General features: G+C 63.0%; 14 protein-coding genes. 12 read left to right on the forward strand and 2 right to left on the reverse strand.

Going from position 1 to position 16,865, the window contains the following annotated elements; genetic code table 11:
* The first annotated feature begins 301 nt into the window (after positions 1–301).
* The 10 genes from ACQB61_RS18490 to ACQB61_RS18535 all read left to right on the forward strand — a co-directional run bounded on the left by ACQB61_RS18490 (position 302) and on the right by ACQB61_RS18535 (position 12,441).
* Positions 302–1,591, forward strand: a complete 1,290-nt coding sequence (locus ACQB61_RS18490) for an MFS transporter (protein WP_430513811.1) — start codon at positions 302–304, stop codon at positions 1,589–1,591.
* Positions 1,588–2,934, forward strand: a complete 1,347-nt coding sequence (locus ACQB61_RS18495) for a lysine N(6)-hydroxylase/L-ornithine N(5)-oxygenase family protein (protein ID WP_430513812.1) — start codon at positions 1,588–1,590, stop codon at positions 2,932–2,934. Before ACQB61_RS18490 ends, ACQB61_RS18495 begins: the two co-directional genes overlap by 4 nt.
* Before the next feature lie 88 nt (positions 2,935–3,022).
* Positions 3,023–4,870: an IucA/IucC family protein gene (locus ACQB61_RS18500; protein WP_430513813.1), complete on the forward strand. Its 1,848-nt coding sequence runs from the start codon at positions 3,023–3,025 to the stop codon at positions 4,868–4,870.
* 16 nt (positions 4,871–4,886) lie between these two features.
* Positions 4,887–5,843, forward strand: a complete 957-nt coding sequence (locus ACQB61_RS18505; RefSeq protein WP_430513814.1) for a GNAT family N-acetyltransferase — start codon at positions 4,887–4,889, stop codon at positions 5,841–5,843.
* On the forward strand, positions 5,840–7,612 hold the full coding sequence (locus tag ACQB61_RS18510; protein WP_430513815.1) for an IucA/IucC family protein: 1,773 nt from the start codon (positions 5,840–5,842) through the stop codon (positions 7,610–7,612). Before ACQB61_RS18505 ends, ACQB61_RS18510 begins: the two co-directional genes overlap by 4 nt.
* 168 nt (positions 7,613–7,780) lie before the next feature.
* Positions 7,781–9,223: a TonB-dependent receptor plug domain-containing protein gene (locus tag ACQB61_RS18515; RefSeq protein WP_430513816.1), complete on the forward strand. Its 1,443-nt coding sequence runs from the start codon at positions 7,781–7,783 to the stop codon at positions 9,221–9,223.
* On the forward strand, positions 9,220–9,993 hold the full coding sequence (locus ACQB61_RS18520; protein WP_430514415.1) for a TonB-dependent receptor domain-containing protein: 774 nt from the start codon (positions 9,220–9,222) through the stop codon (positions 9,991–9,993). Before ACQB61_RS18515 ends, ACQB61_RS18520 begins: the two co-directional genes overlap by 4 nt.
* A 128-nt stretch (positions 9,994–10,121) precedes the next feature.
* Positions 10,122–11,330 carry an MFS transporter gene (locus ACQB61_RS18525; protein ID WP_430513817.1) on the forward strand — a complete coding sequence of 403 codons (1,209 nt, stop codon included), beginning with the start codon at positions 10,122–10,124 and terminating at the stop codon, positions 11,328–11,330.
* On the forward strand, positions 11,327–12,151 hold the full coding sequence (locus tag ACQB61_RS18530; protein WP_430513818.1) for a siderophore-interacting protein: 825 nt from the start codon (positions 11,327–11,329) through the stop codon (positions 12,149–12,151). The genes ACQB61_RS18525 and ACQB61_RS18530 overlap by 4 nt, the downstream gene beginning before the upstream one ends.
* Positions 12,148–12,441 carry an SIP domain-containing protein gene (locus tag ACQB61_RS18535; protein WP_430513819.1) on the forward strand — a complete coding sequence of 98 codons (294 nt, stop codon included), beginning with the start codon at positions 12,148–12,150 and terminating at the stop codon, positions 12,439–12,441. Before ACQB61_RS18530 ends, ACQB61_RS18535 begins: the two co-directional genes overlap by 4 nt.
* Positions 12,442–12,618: 177 nt before the next feature.
* Here ACQB61_RS18535 and cysK read toward each other — a convergent pair whose 3' ends face one another.
* Positions 12,619–13,581, reverse strand: coding sequence for a cysteine synthase A (gene cysK, locus ACQB61_RS18540; protein ID WP_430513820.1), 963 nt, complete (start codon positions 13,579–13,581; stop codon positions 12,619–12,621).
* Between the two features lie 498 nt (positions 13,582–14,079).
* Here cysK and ACQB61_RS18545 point away from each other — a divergent pair, with 498 nt between their 5' ends.
* The gene (locus ACQB61_RS18545; RefSeq protein WP_430513821.1) at positions 14,080–14,604 is read left to right on the forward strand and encodes a hypothetical protein; all 525 of its coding nucleotides are present in this window, start codon (positions 14,080–14,082) and stop codon (positions 14,602–14,604) included.
* Between the two features lie 780 nt (positions 14,605–15,384).
* Here the strand turns inward: ACQB61_RS18545 and dut are convergent.
* The gene (gene dut, locus ACQB61_RS18550) at positions 15,385–15,846 is read right to left on the reverse strand and encodes a dUTP diphosphatase (RefSeq protein ID WP_430513822.1); all 462 of its coding nucleotides are present in this window, start codon (positions 15,844–15,846) and stop codon (positions 15,385–15,387) included.
* 230 nt (positions 15,847–16,076) lie between these two features.
* Between dut and ACQB61_RS18555 the strand changes: the two genes are divergently transcribed.
* Positions 16,077–16,865 (forward strand): dioxygenase family protein, encoded by a 789-nt coding sequence (locus tag ACQB61_RS18555; protein WP_430513823.1) that lies wholly within the window; start codon positions 16,077–16,079, stop codon positions 16,863–16,865.

Consider the following 16,865-nt stretch of genomic DNA (forward strand, 5'->3'; position numbering starts at 1 on the left):
TATTCATATCCTGCGCCATTGCGGGCGCGGCAACAAGTACAGAAACTAGAGCGGTCGTAGCAAGAATCCTTTGGATCATTATTTATCCTCCATTTCTTGCAGATGGCTCCGCTGATCTCTGAATTGAGAAACAACTGAAAGCCATCCTGTTTTTCCCACGTACAGGGGGAAACACGCCAAACAAAACTTTGTTCCAAAATTTCTGCTGCGCGTTTCGCACGATCGAGGCGATCAATCATGTTTACTTGAATCAAAAACTCAGGTATTGAGGGCGCAATCAAAAACTCAAGGTTGCGTTCCCGTGGCAAAAATCCGGATGCTGATGCTGGCGTTGGCCGCCAACGCATTCCATCAGGCGGCATTGATCGCCCTTGTGCCGGTATTGCAGCACCTGTTCGGTGTCAGTCTTGCAACGCTTGGGGCGCTGGTCGGGGTCGGCCTGCTCGCGGCGGCTCTTGCCATTCCGGTCTGGGGCCGTGTGGCAGCCAGCCGCGGACTTGACCGGGCCCTGCAGCTGACGCTGACGGGTGCTGGTGCCGGTGTCATGATGATGGGCACAGGCATCGCAGCAACAGCATATGGCTGGCTCGCCGCCTTGCCTGCCTTCGGGCTGCTGGCTGCCGGACGGCTGATCTACAGCCTCAGCGCACCGGCCATTCTGCCGCTGGCACAAACCGCAGAGACGGCCAGGTCATCGCGGAACACTGCAACAGAGGGCGCTGCGCTGGCCGGACACATCGGCCGGCTCAATGCCATGAACGGCATTGGACGCCTTGCCGGAAATGCCCTGATCGCTCCCCTGCTTCTGCTGGGCGCCTGGGCGCCCGTGCTCCTGCCACTGCCGGTCTATCTTGCCGCACTGGTGCTTTTCCTCCGCCGGGGCAGGGGCGAAAAACCTGCCTCCCACACACTCCAGAAGATTGAGCTTGGTGCAAGCAGACTGGATTGGCGTCCGCTGGCAGGTCCGCTGTTTCTTGGCTTCATGCTGCAACTGGCAACGGGTGCCGCCTATGTTCTCCTCGGCCCCGTCATCGCACAGCGGCTGTCCCTCGCTCCTTCGGAGGCTGCCAGCGCCGCCGGCCTGTGCCTTGCCATCTCGGTGGCGGTTGGCATTGCTGTGCAGCTGGGCCTTGAGCGGATCGTTGGCCCGCGCCTTCAGGCTGGCCGCCTGGCCGGAGCAGCGCTTTGTGCTGCCGGGCTTGGCCTTCTGGCCTTAGCTGCCAGCCTGCCAATGCTCGCGCTCGCCGCAGCGCTTACAGCCGCAGGGCTTTCAGTGGCCCTGGGTGCGAATACGGCCCTGACGCTTTCTGCCGAAGACATGCCTGCGCCAAGCCGCGCCCTTGCCTCCACCCGCCTCAGCAGCCTGCAATTTGCCGGTCTTGCTGCGGGCTCCCTTGCAGGCGGTGTTCTGGGCTCCATCAGCCTTGACATGGCCCTTGCCGTTCTGGCGGGCGCAGCCGCGCTCACCGCAATCCTCATACCGGTCCTTTCCCGTTTCAGCCACAGCAGTGGCCCTGCGCTTCAGCTTCCCCTTCCGGATCTGTCCGCGGCCGCCCCTGCCCACGCCCCTCATAAAGGAGCATCCGAATGAACCCCGTGCTCGAAATGCGCCCCCATGCCGGCACCCCCGCCTTGCCGCTGGATGTTGCCGGAATTGGCATCGGCCCTTTCAATCTCAGCGTCGCTGCGCTCCTTGACAGCGTGCCGGGGCTGAATGCGCGCTTCTTTGAAAAGAAGAAGCAGTTCATCTGGCATCAGGGGCTGATGTTCCCCGGCTCGATCCTGCAGACCTCGTTCCTGAAGGATCTGGTGACGCCCGTCCTGCCGACAAGCCCGCATTCTTTCACCGCCTTCCTGGTTGAGAAGAAGCGCTTCTACGATTTCCTTTCCGGCCGCTTCACCGGCGTCACCCGGATGGAATTCAACGAGTATCTGCAGTGGGTAAGCGGACGGCTCGACACGCTCGCCTTTGGCGAGGAAGCAACGGCCGTGCATCTGGATGGCAGCCGCCTGCGGCTGGAGTTTGCGAGCGGCCGCACGGAACTGGCGCACAATCTCATCGCGGGGGCAGGCATGCAGCCCTTCGTCCCGCCCTGCACGGCAGCACATCTGGGGGCTGACTGCTTCCATGCAGGAACCTACCTGACACAGCCGCGCAATTTTGCGGACAAACGCGTGGCCGTGATCGGTGGCGGTCAGACCGGGGCCGAGATCGTGCTTGATCTTCTGACCCGCGCCGGCGGCGCGCCCGCGCATGTGAGCTGGATCAGCAATCTGCCGCGCTTCTCTCCGCTGGAGGAAGGCGGCTTTGTCGATCAGGTGTTCACGCCGGGCTATGTTGCGGCCTATCAGACGCTGCCCGCCGGAGCGCAGCGCAGCGAGATTGCGGGCCAGAAACTGGCCAGCGACGGGCTGACACCCGTCACGGTGGACACGCTCTTTGCCGAGATCTACCGCCGCCGCCATGTCATGGGCGAAAACTGCATTTCCCTGCTTCCGGGCCGCAATCTGGAGGCAATGGACCGGCAGAACGGCGGCTTCCTGCTGCACACCCACGCCATCACCAGCGGCGAGAGCGAGCTTTTCGCTGCCGATGTGGTGATCCTGGCAACCGGCGCCCGCCCTGCCCTGCCCGCCTGCCTTGAGCCGCTGCGCCACCGGCTGGATCTCGATGCCAATGGCCTGCCTGTTCTGGATGCCAGCTACCGCCTGCAATGGGATGGCCCCTCCAGCATCGGACTTTTCGGTCTCAATCTCGGTTTGTCGTCGCACGGCATCGTCGACCCGCAGATGAGCCTCATGGCCTGGCGAAGCGCCGTCATCGTCAACGCCCTGACCGGAGAAGATCTCTTCGATGTCAGCGCCGGACCGGAACTGGTGGACTGGCCGAAGCGCCTCCCGGATGAAGCCCCGCTCACCCGGGCCGTCGGCTAACCCGGCCGCCACCATAGCCGCCGCCCGCCAGACCCGCCCCGGTCCTGGCGGCGGCGGCTGATCTGATCCCGATTGACGAGGACCCGGCATGAACCAGTTTCTGCCCCTGACCCAGCTTGCGCCCGATACCGCGCCCATGGACGCCGCAGCCCTGGCCGATCATTCCGCTGCCAGCGCCTTTCTCAACGCTCTTCTGCGCGAGTGGGACGGATGGTCTGTCACCAGACCGGACGAAACAGCGCGCCTTCAGACAGCCTTGCCGGACGGTTTTGCCGGTCCGGGCGGAGAAATCCTGAAACTGCCGCTTGCGGGCGGTGATGCGCTGCTGATCCACGCCCCTGCCCGCACACCCTTCCGCACCGCCGTGCGCCTGCCCTTCTGCCTGATGAGCGCTGATGGCAGCCTGCGCAAGCTGCCGCTGGCCACCGCATTGGCCCTGCTTGTCACCGATCCTGTGGCAAGCGCGGGCGATGAGGCCCTGCAGATGAAGCTGCTGCAACGGGTGATGGACAGCCGCCTTGCAGCCGAAGAAGCCTTCCGCGCCCGCCAGCCTTTGGGGCTCGCCTCAGGCTGGAACTTCCAGCAAGGCGAGCAAGCCCTGACCGGCGGACACGCCACACACCCCAATCCGCGCAGCCGTGACGGGTTGGACCTGGAGGAGGCCCGCCGCTTTGCGCCGGATCTGGGCGGACGCTTTCCGCTTTTCTGGTGTCTCGCCCACCGCTCCATCCTTGTTCTTGCCAGTGGCACACTGACCCCGGCAGAACAGATGCTGCGGGCACTGGCAGAGAGCGATCCGTCCTTGCCGCAAGAGCTGCACCAGCCGGAAGAGGGTTTCGTGCCGCTGCCCTGGCATCCCTTTCAGGCGCCCAAGCTTCTTGCCCGGGCGGATGTCAACGCCCTCGTGCGGGAAGGCCTGCTGCGGCCGCTCGGCGAACTGGGCCAGCCCTTTGCCGCCACCGGCTCATTCCGCGGCGTCCATGCCTGGCACGCGCCGTCCATGCTGAAGTTCTCCCTCTCCCTGCGGCTCACCAACTCCCGCCGCACGCTGGCGCGCAAGGAAGTGGAGCGGGGTCTGCAACTGGCAGAACTGCTTGACGGCCCGATCGGGGAAAGCCTTGCCACCGGGTTCCCGAAGGCTTCGATCCTGCGCGAACCGGCCTATGTGGCGCTGAAGGATGCCGATGGCGGCGCGCTGGAGGAAAGTTTCGTCGTCCTGCGCGACAACCCGTTCCGTGATGAAACTGCATCCGGTCCAGTGATGATGGCGGGCCTGTGCGAACAGCGCCCTGATGGCGCTTCGCCTCTCGGCGAGTTGATCCTGGCCCGTGCCGCCCGCGATGGCGGCGCGGTGGAGGATCTGGCGGAAAGCTGGCTGCAGGATTTCCTTGATGTGGCGATCCATCCGCTTCTGGAAATCCGCGCCCGCTATGGCCTTCTCTTCGGAGCGCATCAGCAAAACATGACGCTGGCGCTCGATCAGCACGGCTGGCCAGCGCATCTGTGGCTGCGCGACTGTCAGGGCACCGGGCACCTCACCACCCATCACGAGATGCTGGCTAAGCACCTGCCGGATATCGGCCGCCACGCGGAAAATGTAGTGCCGCCGGAACTGGGTGACGGACTCTTCTGCTACTACGTCATCGTCAACAACCTGATGAGCGTGATCGCCACGCTGGTGCTGGATGGCCTTATGGCGCAAGAGCGGGCCAACCGCTGCCTTCTGACCTTCCTGCAACGGGAGAAGGTGCAGAGCCAGGGTGACACCAGCCTGCATGACTTTCTGCTGAACCGGCCCACCTGGGTGAGCAAGGGCAATTACCGCACCAGCCTCAGCAACGTGAACGAGGCCTCGGGCGATGGCTCGGGCCAGCTTGCCGCCTTCCTTGAAATGCCGAACCCGCTGCTGGCGCTGACGCGCGCGGACGGGCACTGACACCGGAGACAAGCCCATGAACATTCATGCTGCCAGCACCACACAGGCGGAAGCCCTCGTGACCACCCGTCTCGACAGCACCGGGGAAACACCTGTTCTGTCGCTGCGCCTGAACGGAGCAGCGCCCGGCGCAGAAGAACTGACCGGCGCCGTACTGCGGGCACTGGAATCCGCCTTTGCTGCTGACGGAAGCCTCCACCGGCTGATCCTTGATCCGGCGGGCGCGCCGCTGATCATCCGCGATCTGCCCTTTGCTCATCCGGTGGCGGGCGGGCTGGAGGTGCGCCGCGACGGCTTCTATCAGACAGACCAGCTCTGGCTTGGGCACAGACCCGTAGGACGGCTGCACACCGGGCTGGTGCCGGGCCCCGATGGCCGCGACCATCCCTTGCGCCCGCCCCATCCGGTGGGTGTGGTCTACGAGCGGTATGACCCGGTGGCAGATCTCACCGTCTCCTTCCGCACCGTGGACATTGACCGGGACCTCGACACCTTCCACCGCTGGATGAACGATGGCCGCGTCGCCTATTTCTGGGAGCTGGCCTGGGAAAAGCCGAAGCTGCGCGACTATCTCGCCGCCTTCGCGGAGCGTCCGCATACCTATCCGCTGATCGGCTGCTTCAACGGTGAGGACGCCGGCTACTTCGAGACCTACTGGGTTCGGGAGGACCGGCTTGGCCCCTTCTATGACAGCGGCCCCTGGGACCGGGCCTGGCACGGGCTCATTGGCGAGCGCCGCCATCTTGGCCGGGCCAAGACAGGCGCCTGGCTGCGCGGGCTCATCCACTATCTCTTCCTCGACTGCCCGATGACGGAGAACATCATGGGCGAGCCGCGCGTCGATAATGCCAAGCTGCTGAACTATGCCGGAGAAGTCGGCTACGAAAAGGTCAAGGAATTCGACTTCCCGCACAAGCGCTCGGCCCTGATGCGCTGCCCCCGTGACCGGTTCTTCTCGGAGGTGCGGCTGTGAACGCGCCCTTCACCCTGTCCACCCCGGCAGACGGCCGCAGCGCCGCAGACGCCCGCTGGAACAGCGTCTGCCGGACCGCCCTTGCCAAGATGCTCGACGAGTTGACCTATGAGGAAGTGCTGGCGCCGGAAGCGGAAGGCGAGGGCGGCTATGCCCTGCGCCTCAAGTCCGGCGTCACCTGGCGCTTTGCCGCCCGCACCGGCGCCTGGGGCAACCTGCTGACGGACAGCCGGACGATCCGCCGCGAGCCGGAGGGGGCGGTCTCGCCGCTTCAGTTCACGCTGGACGCAAGATCCGAGCTCGGCATGGCGCCGGAAACCCTCGCCACCTTCCTGCGCGAGCTTTCCAACACCCTGCGGCAGGACATGATCCTGCATCAGAAGACGGAAGGGCTGGATGCGGACCGGCTGCTGAACCTTCCGGTGCATGTGCTGCACGGGCTGCTGGAAGGGCACCCCAAGGCCGTGGCCAACAAGGGGCGCCTGGGCTGGGGCGTGGATGACCTTGCCCGCTATTCGCCGGAGTCTGCCGAACCCTTCTCCCTGTTCTGGCTGGCAGCCATCCGGCAGAACTGCCGCATGGGCGGGGAAGGCGACGAAGCCGCCTTCCTGCGCCGCCAACTCGAAGAAGATGAGACGGCAAAGCTTCTGGCCCGGCTGGCTGAAAAGGGGCTGAGCCTTGAGACCCACACGCTGATCCCCGTACACCCCTGGCAGTGGGACAATGTGATCCAGCAGGCCTATGTCACGGATCTGGCGACGGGCGATCTGGTGTTCCTGGGCAGCTTCGGCGGGCGCTATGTGGCAGGCCCCAGTCTGCGCACGCTCACCAGCATCGACCGGCCCGGCTCGGCGGATGTGAAGGTGGCGCTGACCATCCTCAACACCTCCGCCTGGCGCGGCATTCCGGGCAAGTACATCGCAATCGGCGCCGCCCTGTCGGACTGGCTGGAAGGCATCGTGGCCTCAGATGATCTGCTGGCCCGGCACGTCACGATCCTGCGCGAGGCACGCGGCATCTGGTACCGGCACCCGCTCTATGGGCAGATGGAGGATGCACCCTACCAGCACGGCGAAACGCTGGGCGTGATCTGGCGTGACAATGCCTCCGGCAGGGTAGGACCGCAGCGCCGCGCCTGCCTTTATGCAGCGCTTCTGCATCCCGACGCGGAAGGGCGGCCACTTGCCGTGGCCCATGCAGGCCGGGCCGGAATGGACTTCGAGGCTTGGCTGAAGCGCCTCTTCGAGGTCAGCGTGGTGCCGCTCTACCACATGCTCTGCCGCTTCGGCACAGGCTTCATCGCCCACGGGCAGAACATCACCGTGGTGCTGGAGAAGGACGTACCGGCCGGAATTGCCATCAAGGATCTGCAGGGCGACGTGGATCTGGTCAATGTCGAGTTTCCGGAGCAAGCGGACCTGCCAGCCGAGGTAAGGGCCGTGCTGCCGTCGAAGCCTCCGGCCTATATCGTTCACAACATCCAGACCGCGCATTTCGTCACGGTGCTGCGCTTCTTCTCCGCCCGGCTCGAAGCGTCCGGTGTGCTGCCGGAGGACCGGTTCTACCGGCTGCTGGCGGATGTGCTTCAGGACTACATGGCAAAGCATCCGGCTCTGGCGGAGCGGCACAGCATGTTCGATCTGTTCAATCCGGCGATGCCCAGGGTCTGCATCAACAAGGTGCGCTTTGCCATCGGCTATGGCGATGCCGCCCAGCGCCCGATGCCGGCACTGGGGACTGACCTGCGGAACCCGCTGTGGCGGCACTGAAATGTTGCGTTCACGCAACAGCGCAACTTTTGCAAGGTCTGCGCCTTGAACAAAACTTGAATCCTTAATTCATATATGTAGTTGTAGCGCCCACATCAGGAAGCCAGGCCCAAAGGGCCAAGCCACCGCACGCAAGACTTCAACCGCTCATGCAACAGGTGGCAGGCCATGCATATCAGAACACTTGCGCTGACGACCACAGCGCTCATCGCAGCATTTCCGGCAATGGCTCAGGAAGGTGCCGCGCCCAAAGCCGCTTCCACCCTCGACAAGATCGTCATCACTGCGGGGCGCAGTGAAGGTGAGGTCAGCACGCTGGCGCAGTCTGTGGTCGTGATCGACCGGGAGCAGATTGAAGATGGCAACTTCGGGTCAACTGATGCCGCAGATCTCATTGCCCGGATGGTCCCGGGATTTGCTCCGTCGAACCAGACCCTTTCCGGCGCTTCGGAGACCTTCCGTGGCCGTGAAGTGCTGATCATGGTCGACGGCGTGCCGCGCAACACACCGCTGCGCGACAATTCCCGTATCCTGTCGATGATTGATCTGAGCACGGTCGAGCGCATCGAGGTCGTCAATGGCGCATCCAGCCTGTACGGCGCAGGCGCTACGGGTGGCACGATCAACTTCATTACCAAGCGTGGCGCGGAAGAGGGCATCCGCACCTCGATCACAACGCAGGCAAGCGCCTTCACTCAGGACGCCGGCAATTCCATTGCCCCTTCGGTGAGTGCCAACGTTGAAGGCCGCATCCGCCAGTTCGACTATTTCTTCTCCCTCTCCGGCGATATGACGCGCAAGGCCTATGATGGCCGCGGCAAGGAGATGGCTTCCGATGCCATGCTCGGCCAGGGCGGCGCAGACCGGACGAAGCAGGGCAACCTCTTCACCGGCCTCGGCTATGAAAACGAAAGCCGCCGCTTCGATTTCAGCTTCGACTGGACCTACCTGGAGCAGAAGCCCGACTGGCTGACCAACTACGCCACCACACCCGTATCGCCTGACTTCCGGTCGCCTTATGTCAGCGATCCGCTGAAGGAGGACTCCAAGTATCTGACTGGCAAGTTCACCGAGAATGATTTCCTGCTGGGGAAGCTGTCGGTCACGGCATTCTACAATTCGATCGAAAAGACGAGCCCGTTCAATACACTCTCCGCAGTGAACTCGATTGTTTATTACTCCGGCAATCCGGCATCGCCGACGTCGCCTTACAATCAGAGTGTGCTGAAGAGCGATCGCGCTGGCGTCAATGCCACTGTGAACAGCCCGGTTGACTGGCTGCGTCAGGGGGCAAACCTGACATGGGGTCTGGACTACACCTATGACCAGACCACGCAGGAACTGACCGACGGGACCACCATCATCTCCCCCATGACCCAGAACCAGATCGGCGCCTTTGCCCAGCTGGAACTGCCGGTCACCGACCGTCTGACGCTGCAAGGTGGCGCGAGATTTGACCAGTTCTATCTGGACGTGAAGGACTTCAACCGCCCAACAGCGGTACAGTACCGCTCCCCACGGCCTTCACACTCTGGCCGGCCATCAATGTTCGCGGCGGCAGCTTTGAGTATAATTCGCCGACCTATAATCTGGGGGCCGTATTTGACCTGACGCAGGAAGCTCAGGCCTTCGCAAACTTTTCGCAGGGCTACTCCCTGACCGACATCGGCGGCTTCACCCGCCGCGCAGGCGTCAACTCCACCGGCGAGATCTGTGCGGCCTATGGCGCCCTGGCCCGTGCCTTCGGCTGCTCCGGAACGCCCGCACTGAGCATCAGCTATGCCTCCATTGCGCCGGAGCCGCAGCTTGTGAACACCTATGAAGGTGGCCTGCGTGGCGACTGGGGCCGTGTGCGCGGCACGGCCAGCGCCTATATCTCCACCTCGGACAAGGGCACGACCTTCGATCCCCGGAACAATACCGTCTCTCAGCAGAAGGAAAAGATCTGGGGCTTTGACCTCACCGCCGAGGCGGACGCCACCGACCGGCTGACCTTCGGCACCGTCTTCTCCTACGTGGAAGGCAAGTATGACGCCAATGGCGACGGCCGCATCGGAGCGGGCGAATACATGCCGAACAACCGCATCCCGAACAACGTCAAGCTGAATGTCTATGGCGAGATGAAGTTCATGTACGACATCATGGCCCGCGCCGAGATCGAGCATCTGTCCGGCCGCAAGGAGACCAGCCAGCATCTGCCGGATGTGACACTGGTGCACATGGGCGTTTCGAAGGACATGGGCAAGGCGGGCAAGCTGTCGCTTGGCGTGCGCAACGTCTTTGACACGGATTACGTCAACCCGACCGCCAGCGCTGTCCGCGGCGCAGACGTACCGGGCCTTGGCCGCACGGTGGCCCTCACCTATCGCGTGACGTTCTGATCCTACTGAGGCCTCCCGCAAGCGCTTGCGGGAGGCTTTCCTCTTGCCGGAAAGACCAGTGCCATGCGGGATGCACCAGCACCCCAAAGCCAGACCGCGCCAGCCGGGAAAGCCGGATCCGCCTCTATGTGACGCTGGCCGGGCTCTATCTTGCACAAGGTATCCCGAGCTATCTGCTCGCTGCCGCCCTGCCGCCCGTTCTGCGCGAGCAGGGCGTTTCGCGTACGGCCATCGGGCTTTTCTCGCTGCTGATGCTGCCGCTGGTGGTGAAATTCGCCTGGGCGCCCTTCGTGGACCGGATCCGTCTTTTGCCCATCGGCCACCGGCGCGGCTGGATAGTGCCGATGCAGCTCATCAGTTCTGCTGCCCTGCTGGCCATGGCCTTCATCCAGCCCACGGATGTGGTCCGTCTCTTCGTCATCTGCACGGTCATTTCAATCGCCATGTCGACGCAGGACATCGCCGCCGATGGCTACGCAACACAGAAGCTGACGGAAGCTGACCGGGGCATCGGCAACGCCTGTCAGGGCGGAGCGGTTGCCTTTGGCGTCGTCATCGGCGGCAGCCTGTCGCTCTTCCTGTTCGAGCATTGGGGCTGGCAGCCAACGCTGCTTTTTGTGGCCGCCCTGTCGCTGATCCCGCTGGCCATCACCGCCCTGATGGAAGAGGACGCAGACGAACTTGCACGAGGCACCTCCGGAGCAGGCCAGGCACCGCGCCCCTCGCTTCGCGCCTTCTTCCGCCGCCCCGAAGCGGTGCAGATCCTCATCGTTGCGCTGGTGTTCCGGGCCAGTGAGGGCCTCGTCAAGGCGATGGAAGGGTCTTACCTCGTTGATATCAAACTGCCGCTGTCCTGGATCGGCTACCTTTCGGGGGCTTCGGCGGCAACGGCCGGGCTTCTGGGCTCCATCGTCGCCGTGGGCCTCATGCGCTGGCAGGGCACGCGCACGGCCCTGATCACGCTGGGCGGCCTCCGGACCATCTGCTTCCTGATGTTCATGGTCCATGCCCTGGGAATTTCGGACAGCCTTTACACCGTCATTGGTGCCGCCGGGTTCCAGACGCTGATCCGCTACATGGAGATCGTCGTCCTCTATTCGCTGTTCATGTCCGTTTCCTCGAAGGAGCAGCCGGGCACCGACTTCACCATTCTGGCCTGTGCACAGCTGGTGGTCTATCTCGGGGGAGCCAGTGTTTCCGGCGTCCTGGCGGACAAGCTGGGCTATGGCGTGCTCTTCACCCTCTCCACGGCCCTGTCCGGCCTTGCCGTGCTGCTGACGGCAACACTCCTGCGCCGCAAGCCGGCCCCGCAGATGTTTGAGGAAATCCGCCCATGAACGGCCCCGCCCCTCTGATTGCCTTCACCACGCTCCCTTGCGATGCCCCGGCAGCGCTGCTGGAGACGCTTGTTGCCGAAATGCTCCGCAACGGCATGGACATCACCCGCCCCACCCCGGCCGAAGTTGCGCTGAACCTTGACCCCAACACGGTTGGCCTCAGCGTTCAGCAGGGCGAAGGGCTGCGCATTACGGTGCAGGCAAACGGGCTGGTTCCCCTCCACCGGCTGAAGCAATGGCTGATGGAGCACCTGGAGGAGCTGCAGCCCGGCACGACGGCGGCCTTGCGCTGGTCCGATGATGAGCCGCGCGATGGCGAGGTTGCCCCACCCTATTTCCACGAGCTGACGGTCCTGAAAAAGGCTGCGCTCAGCCCTGCCCTGCTCCGCCTCACCTTCAAGGTGGAAGGGATGGAGCGCTTTGGCAGCGACGGGATTCACGTGAAATTGCTGCTGCCACCGGAAGGCCGCACGCCTGTCTGGCCCCGGCTTGCCGCCAATGGCGCGCTGATCCTGCCCGAAGGGCCGGACGCGCTGCACATGCGCTACTACACCATCAAGAACACCCGCAAGCAGGCCGGCGAAATCGATATCGACGTTGTCCGCCATGCAGGCGGCGCCGTCTCGGACTGGGCCGAGGCCTGCCGTGAGGGCGATGTGATCGGCCTGCTCGGCCCCTCCGGCTTCCAGCATCCGCCGCTCGCAGGCCCGCTGCTGCTTGCCGCCGATGGCACCGGCGCGCCGGCCGTTGCCCGCATGATCGAGGCACTGGCCGCAGACATGGACCGGGAGGGCACCCCGTTTCCGGCGGCGGGCATGTGATCCTCGGGCTTGGCACGGATGAGGAGGCGCTGGCCTATCTTCCCGCCGCAGAGGTTGCCCGCCTCGGCCTGAAGGTGCATGGCCTTGCCCCGGAAGCCTTCGATGCGGATCTGGAACAGGCCATCCGCACGGCCTTCGCAGGCACAAAGCCCGCCTATGCCTGGTTTGCCGGCGAACAGCAGACCGCCCAGCACCTGCGCCCCCTGTTCCGCAAGGATTTCGGCCTCGGCAAGGGCAGCCAGTATGCGATTGCCTATTGGACAAAGGGCAAGACCGGGATGGAGCGGTAAGCGTCAGGGGGACGGCGGCGGGGATTTACCAGAACGCCCGGCACTCATTTGTTTCGTCTTGCCATGGCCCGACCATGGCAAGACGGCGGAAAGGGATGGGCCTCTATCACAAACAAAAGCCCCGGCGGATGCAGCATCCGCCGGGGCTTTGTTACGCCTGGCCGTTGTAGCCCTGTCTCACTCCAGCCCTTCAAACAGCGCCGTGGAGAGATAGCGCTCGGCGAAGGAGGGGATGATGACGACGATGGTCTTGCCGGCCATGTCCTCACGCTGGCCCACCTTGATGGCCGCCATCAGCGCTGCGCCGGAGGAAATGCCGACCGGCACGCCCTCGGTGCGAGCCACCTCACGGGCCGTGGCAAAGGCTTCGTCATTGGAAACCTTGACCACTTCATCATAGACCGACGTGTCCAGCACACCCGGCACGAAACCGGCGCCAATGCCCTGGATCTTGTGCGGGCCGGGGTTGCCGCCGGACAGGACCGGGCTGTCCTCCGGCTCCACCGCCACCACATGCAGGCCCGGCTTGCGGCTCTTCAGCACCTGCGACACACCGGTGATGGTGCCGCCCGTGCCGATGCCGGAGACGAACACATCCACCTGGCCGTCTGTATCGTTCCAGATCTCTTCCGCCGTGGTGCGGCGGTGGATCTCCGGGTTGGCCGGGTTCTCGAACTGCTGCGGCATCACCGCGCCGGGGATCTCGCTGACCAGCTCCTGGGCACGGGCGATGGCGCCCTTCATGCCCTTCGGCCCTTCCGTCAGCTCCAGCTCGGCGCCGAGGATCTTGAACATCTTGCGCCGCTCGATGGACATGGTCTCCGGCATGACAAGGATCAGCCGGTAGCCCTTGGCGGCGGCCACGAAGGCCAGCGCAATGCCGGTGTTGCCGGAAGTCGGCTCCACCAGCGTGGTCTTGCCCGGCTGGATCTGGCCAGCAGCTTCCATCGCCTCGACCATGGCAACGCCGATACGGTCCTTGACGCTGGAAATCGGGTTGAAGAACTCCAGCTTGCCCAGCAGAGTGGCCTTCACCCCGTGCTTTTCCGCAAGGCGGTCCAGCCGCACAAGCGGCGTGTCGCCGATGGTTTCGGTGATCGAGCTGTAAATCCGGCCGCGGCCCGGCTTCCTGTCGGTCATTCTCATCTCCCGTCCTGGCCCCGGCACCATGATGCGGGGCACCTGTTCTTCTGTCGGAATTCTAACCCCTAACCTAGGAACAATTCCCGCCGGAATCGAGTGCTCTCATGCTCAAAAGCCTGAGGAATAAGGAAAGTTGTGCCAAAGCGGGGTGGGGGGAGGAGGGGAGCTCTGGCTTTGGTCGTTTGGTTCTCGCTAATCGGCCGATGCCATATGAACCCACTTAGGCGGCTCTCAGATTTGCTGTGATGGTGCCCCAGCAGAGCTCTCCGTATCCAATTAAGACGAAATCATCGCCGCCGCCGACAGCAGCTACAACTACGACGGCCCCGCGTGGAGGCTTCGAGGCTGTATAGACAGTACGAAGCATAGAAGCCTTAGCGTGAACTCGAGCATGCTGCAGATGGCGAAGTGTGAGATTAAGGCGGCCGCATACTTCACATTAGGAGGGCTTTTCGCTAGCAAAGTTGGTGATCAAAATAGTGCCGGGAGGATACGATGAAGAGTGATTTGTTCGGCGTAATCCCGGACATGCTAATCGTTGGTGTAGCTGATCAATATCTGACTGCAGCCACAATTTTGCATTCCAATTCCACTGCAAGTAAGGTTCAGCTGCCCCTCATTAACGCGCTGATCATCGCTGTCGAACTCTATCTGAAATCATTGAACGCCACGACAGTGTATTCCAAGATAAACGATCCTGACGGCTTCAGACAGTTGCACTCGAAGGCGATGAGCCGTGACCATCATCTTTCCGGCCAGTATGAAGACCTTGATTGGGATGTTCGATCAAAACTGGAGGAAATTTGGCGAGATGACTTTGAGTTTCGATTTGAATCCCGTACCATTCGTATACTACTGAAGGAGTTCGATGGTGTCTTTCAGAAGACACGCTATCCGTTTGAAAAGAACAACGGCATCGATAGCGTCAACATCGACAGACTCTTTGCTCTAGGCTGCTTTTTCCGAGAATTTATATATGACCATAAGGACGAATTTTACGTTTGGAGTTCGCCAGGTTGATATTCGTATTCGGAAGTCCACATCCTCTAGATCGTTCCGCAACGCGCCCATTCGTGATCACGTCCGTATTTTTCCCTAGGCAATTCCCTAGCAGTTACACTCTTGCCGGTAGGCGGCTAGACTTTGTGGATTCCTATGCGAGATTGGCACGTCAATAGCTCGCGTGCGCAGACATACTTCAGGCCCTCCAAGACCCCGCTGCCTCTGGCGCAAAAATGTCGGGCGTTTGTTATCCCAAATGATCTAAAGCCCAGCCAAGGCAACAATTAGCCCCATACAGACCAAGATTTTCCGGCACAAGAGCTCTCCCATTTCAAGACCGCCGGAAATCACACATATGTTCGAACCAGTCATGGCTCGCGAAAAGCCTGCAATCTGGTCGCCCCGGCACAGCGCTTCAGCTCCCCTCCCCCTGGTGGGGAGGGGTTAGGGGTGGGGGAGGCATCTCCGGCTGGCAGAGAGTTTATGGATTGCAGGCAGCTGGTCCGCTTGAGAGTCATTCAGGAAAATATCTTATTTTCAAATAGTTGCGGGTTCAGAGCCCCCACCCCTTACCCCTCCCCACGAGGGGAGGGGGCGGAGAGGCCCTGCCACAAATCAGATGCATCATTGCAGGCAGTGTCCGAACCTGATGTGTGAATCCGGTGGCCACGAGAGGAAGTGGCCTTTTCCTTGCGCCCAATATCAACTCTGCGCCTCAGGCGGGAGTTCCCCTCTCAACCTGAGAAGCAGGCCTCTGAAACCACCCGCTTCTCCCGACCCCCACCCCAAAAAACCCACTCACCCCACCCCGGTCGACCCAAACCCGCCAGCGCCGCGCTGGGTGGCGTCGAGGGTGGTGACTTCGGTCAAAGACGCCTGCGTGGCCGGGGCGATGATCATCTGGGCGATGCGCAGGCCGCGGGTGATGGTGAAGGGCTCGTCGCCGTGGTTGATCAGGATGACCTTCACCTCGCCGCGATAATCCGCATCAACCGTGCCGGGGGAGTTGAGAACCGTGATGCCGTTCTTGGCGGCAAGGCCGGAGCGGGGGCGGACCTGGCCTTCGAAGCCGCGCGGGATGGCCATGGCAAGGCCGGTCGGCACCATCGCCCTCTTGCCCGGCTGCAGCACCAGATCTTCGCTCACCGCTGCCATCAGATCAAACCCGGCCGCATCGGCGCTTTGATAGGCGGGCAGCGGCAGGTCTGCGCCATGCTCAAGGCGCAGCAGTTCAACGGTGACGGAAGCAGGAACGGGCATGGCAATTCTCCTTGAAGGAAATACGGCCCTCTTGCTGTCAGCATTGGCGGCCCAGCGCAAGCCTTGCGGCCTGCGGTCAACAGGTCATGCGGCAAGGCGCCGGACGGGGGCATGGCTTCTGTTTCCTTGAAGTGAACGATCCGTCGCATTTGCGCATCTTTATTCACGCCGGAAACGTTCCTATTCTCCAGGCAACGATTGAAACCCCTGCGCCTCAATGGAGGGATCACATGTCTGCCACAGGATTTGAACCGCTGTTTCTGGCCCATGGCTCGCCCATGCTGGCGATTGCGGACAGCGCCGCGCACCGGTTTCTGAAGGAACTCGGCCCCAGCCTGCCGCGCCCGCGTGCCATCGTCGTGCTGTCGCCCCACTGGGAGACGGAGGGCCTCCGGGTTTCCGCCCCCGGCCCGCTGCGCACCATCCATGATTTCGGCGGCTTTCCGCGTGCCCTGTTCGAGATCCAGTATCCGGCCAGCGCCCCGGAAGATGTGACCGGCGAGGTGATGGACAAGCTGAGCGCCGCAGGCATCGCGGCGCGCATCGACCCCACATGGGGGCTGGATCACGGCGCCTGGGTGCCGCTTTATCTCGCCTATCCGCAGGCGGATATTCCGGTCGTCGCCCTCTCCCTGCCGCTGAGCTACGGCCCGCAGGAGCTCCTGGAGCTGGGCGAGGCGCTGAGCGGACTGCAGGACAGCGGCGTGCTGATCATCGCCACCGGCAGCACCACCCATAACCTGCGCCAGCTGATGCCGCAGAACAGCCCGGCCCCCGAATGGGCCACGGCCTTTGATGCCTGGCTGGATCAGGGGCTTCTGAGCGGCGAAGCGGAGCGGATCACGGATCTCGACGCCGCCCCCGGCTTCCGGATGGCGCACCCGAGGGAGGAGCACCTTCTGCCCGTGTTCTTCGCGCTTGGTGCCGGCGGCAAGGGCGCCAAGGGCGAGCTGCTGCACCGCACCTATGAATACGGCACCCTGTCCATGTCCTACTACCGGTTCGGAAAAGCTGCCTGA

The organism is Pannonibacter phragmitetus (assembly GCF_050510895.1).
Lineage (GTDB): Bacteria > Pseudomonadota > Alphaproteobacteria > Rhizobiales > Stappiaceae > Pannonibacter > Pannonibacter phragmitetus_B.

What these genes read in the sequence shown, in the direction of transcription:
- ACQB61_RS18495 (WP_430513812.1), top strand. Translation starts at nt 1,588, where the DNA reads ATGAACCCCGTGCTCGAAATGCGCCCCCATGCCGGCACCCCCGCCTTG.
- ACQB61_RS18500 (WP_430513813.1), top strand. Translation starts at nt 3,023, where the DNA reads ATGAACCAGTTTCTGCCCCTGACCCAGCTTGCGCCCGATACCGCGCCC.
- ACQB61_RS18505 (WP_430513814.1), top strand. Translation starts at nt 4,887, where the DNA reads ATGAACATTCATGCTGCCAGCACCACACAGGCGGAAGCCCTCGTGACC.
- ACQB61_RS18515 (WP_430513816.1), top strand. Translation starts at nt 7,781, where the DNA reads ATGCATATCAGAACACTTGCGCTGACGACCACAGCGCTCATCGCAGCA.
- ACQB61_RS18530 (WP_430513818.1), top strand. Translation starts at nt 11,327, where the DNA reads ATGAACGGCCCCGCCCCTCTGATTGCCTTCACCACGCTCCCTTGCGAT.
- cysK (WP_430513820.1), bottom strand. Translation starts at nt 13,581, where the DNA reads ATGACCGACAGGAAGCCGGGCCGCGGCCGGATTTACAGCTCGATCACC.
- ACQB61_RS18545 (WP_430513821.1), top strand. Translation starts at nt 14,080, where the DNA reads ATGAAGAGTGATTTGTTCGGCGTAATCCCGGACATGCTAATCGTTGGT.
- dut (WP_430513822.1), bottom strand. Translation starts at nt 15,846, where the DNA reads ATGCCCGTTCCTGCTTCCGTCACCGTTGAACTGCTGCGCCTTGAGCAT.
- ACQB61_RS18555 (WP_430513823.1), top strand. Translation starts at nt 16,077, where the DNA reads ATGTCTGCCACAGGATTTGAACCGCTGTTTCTGGCCCATGGCTCGCCC.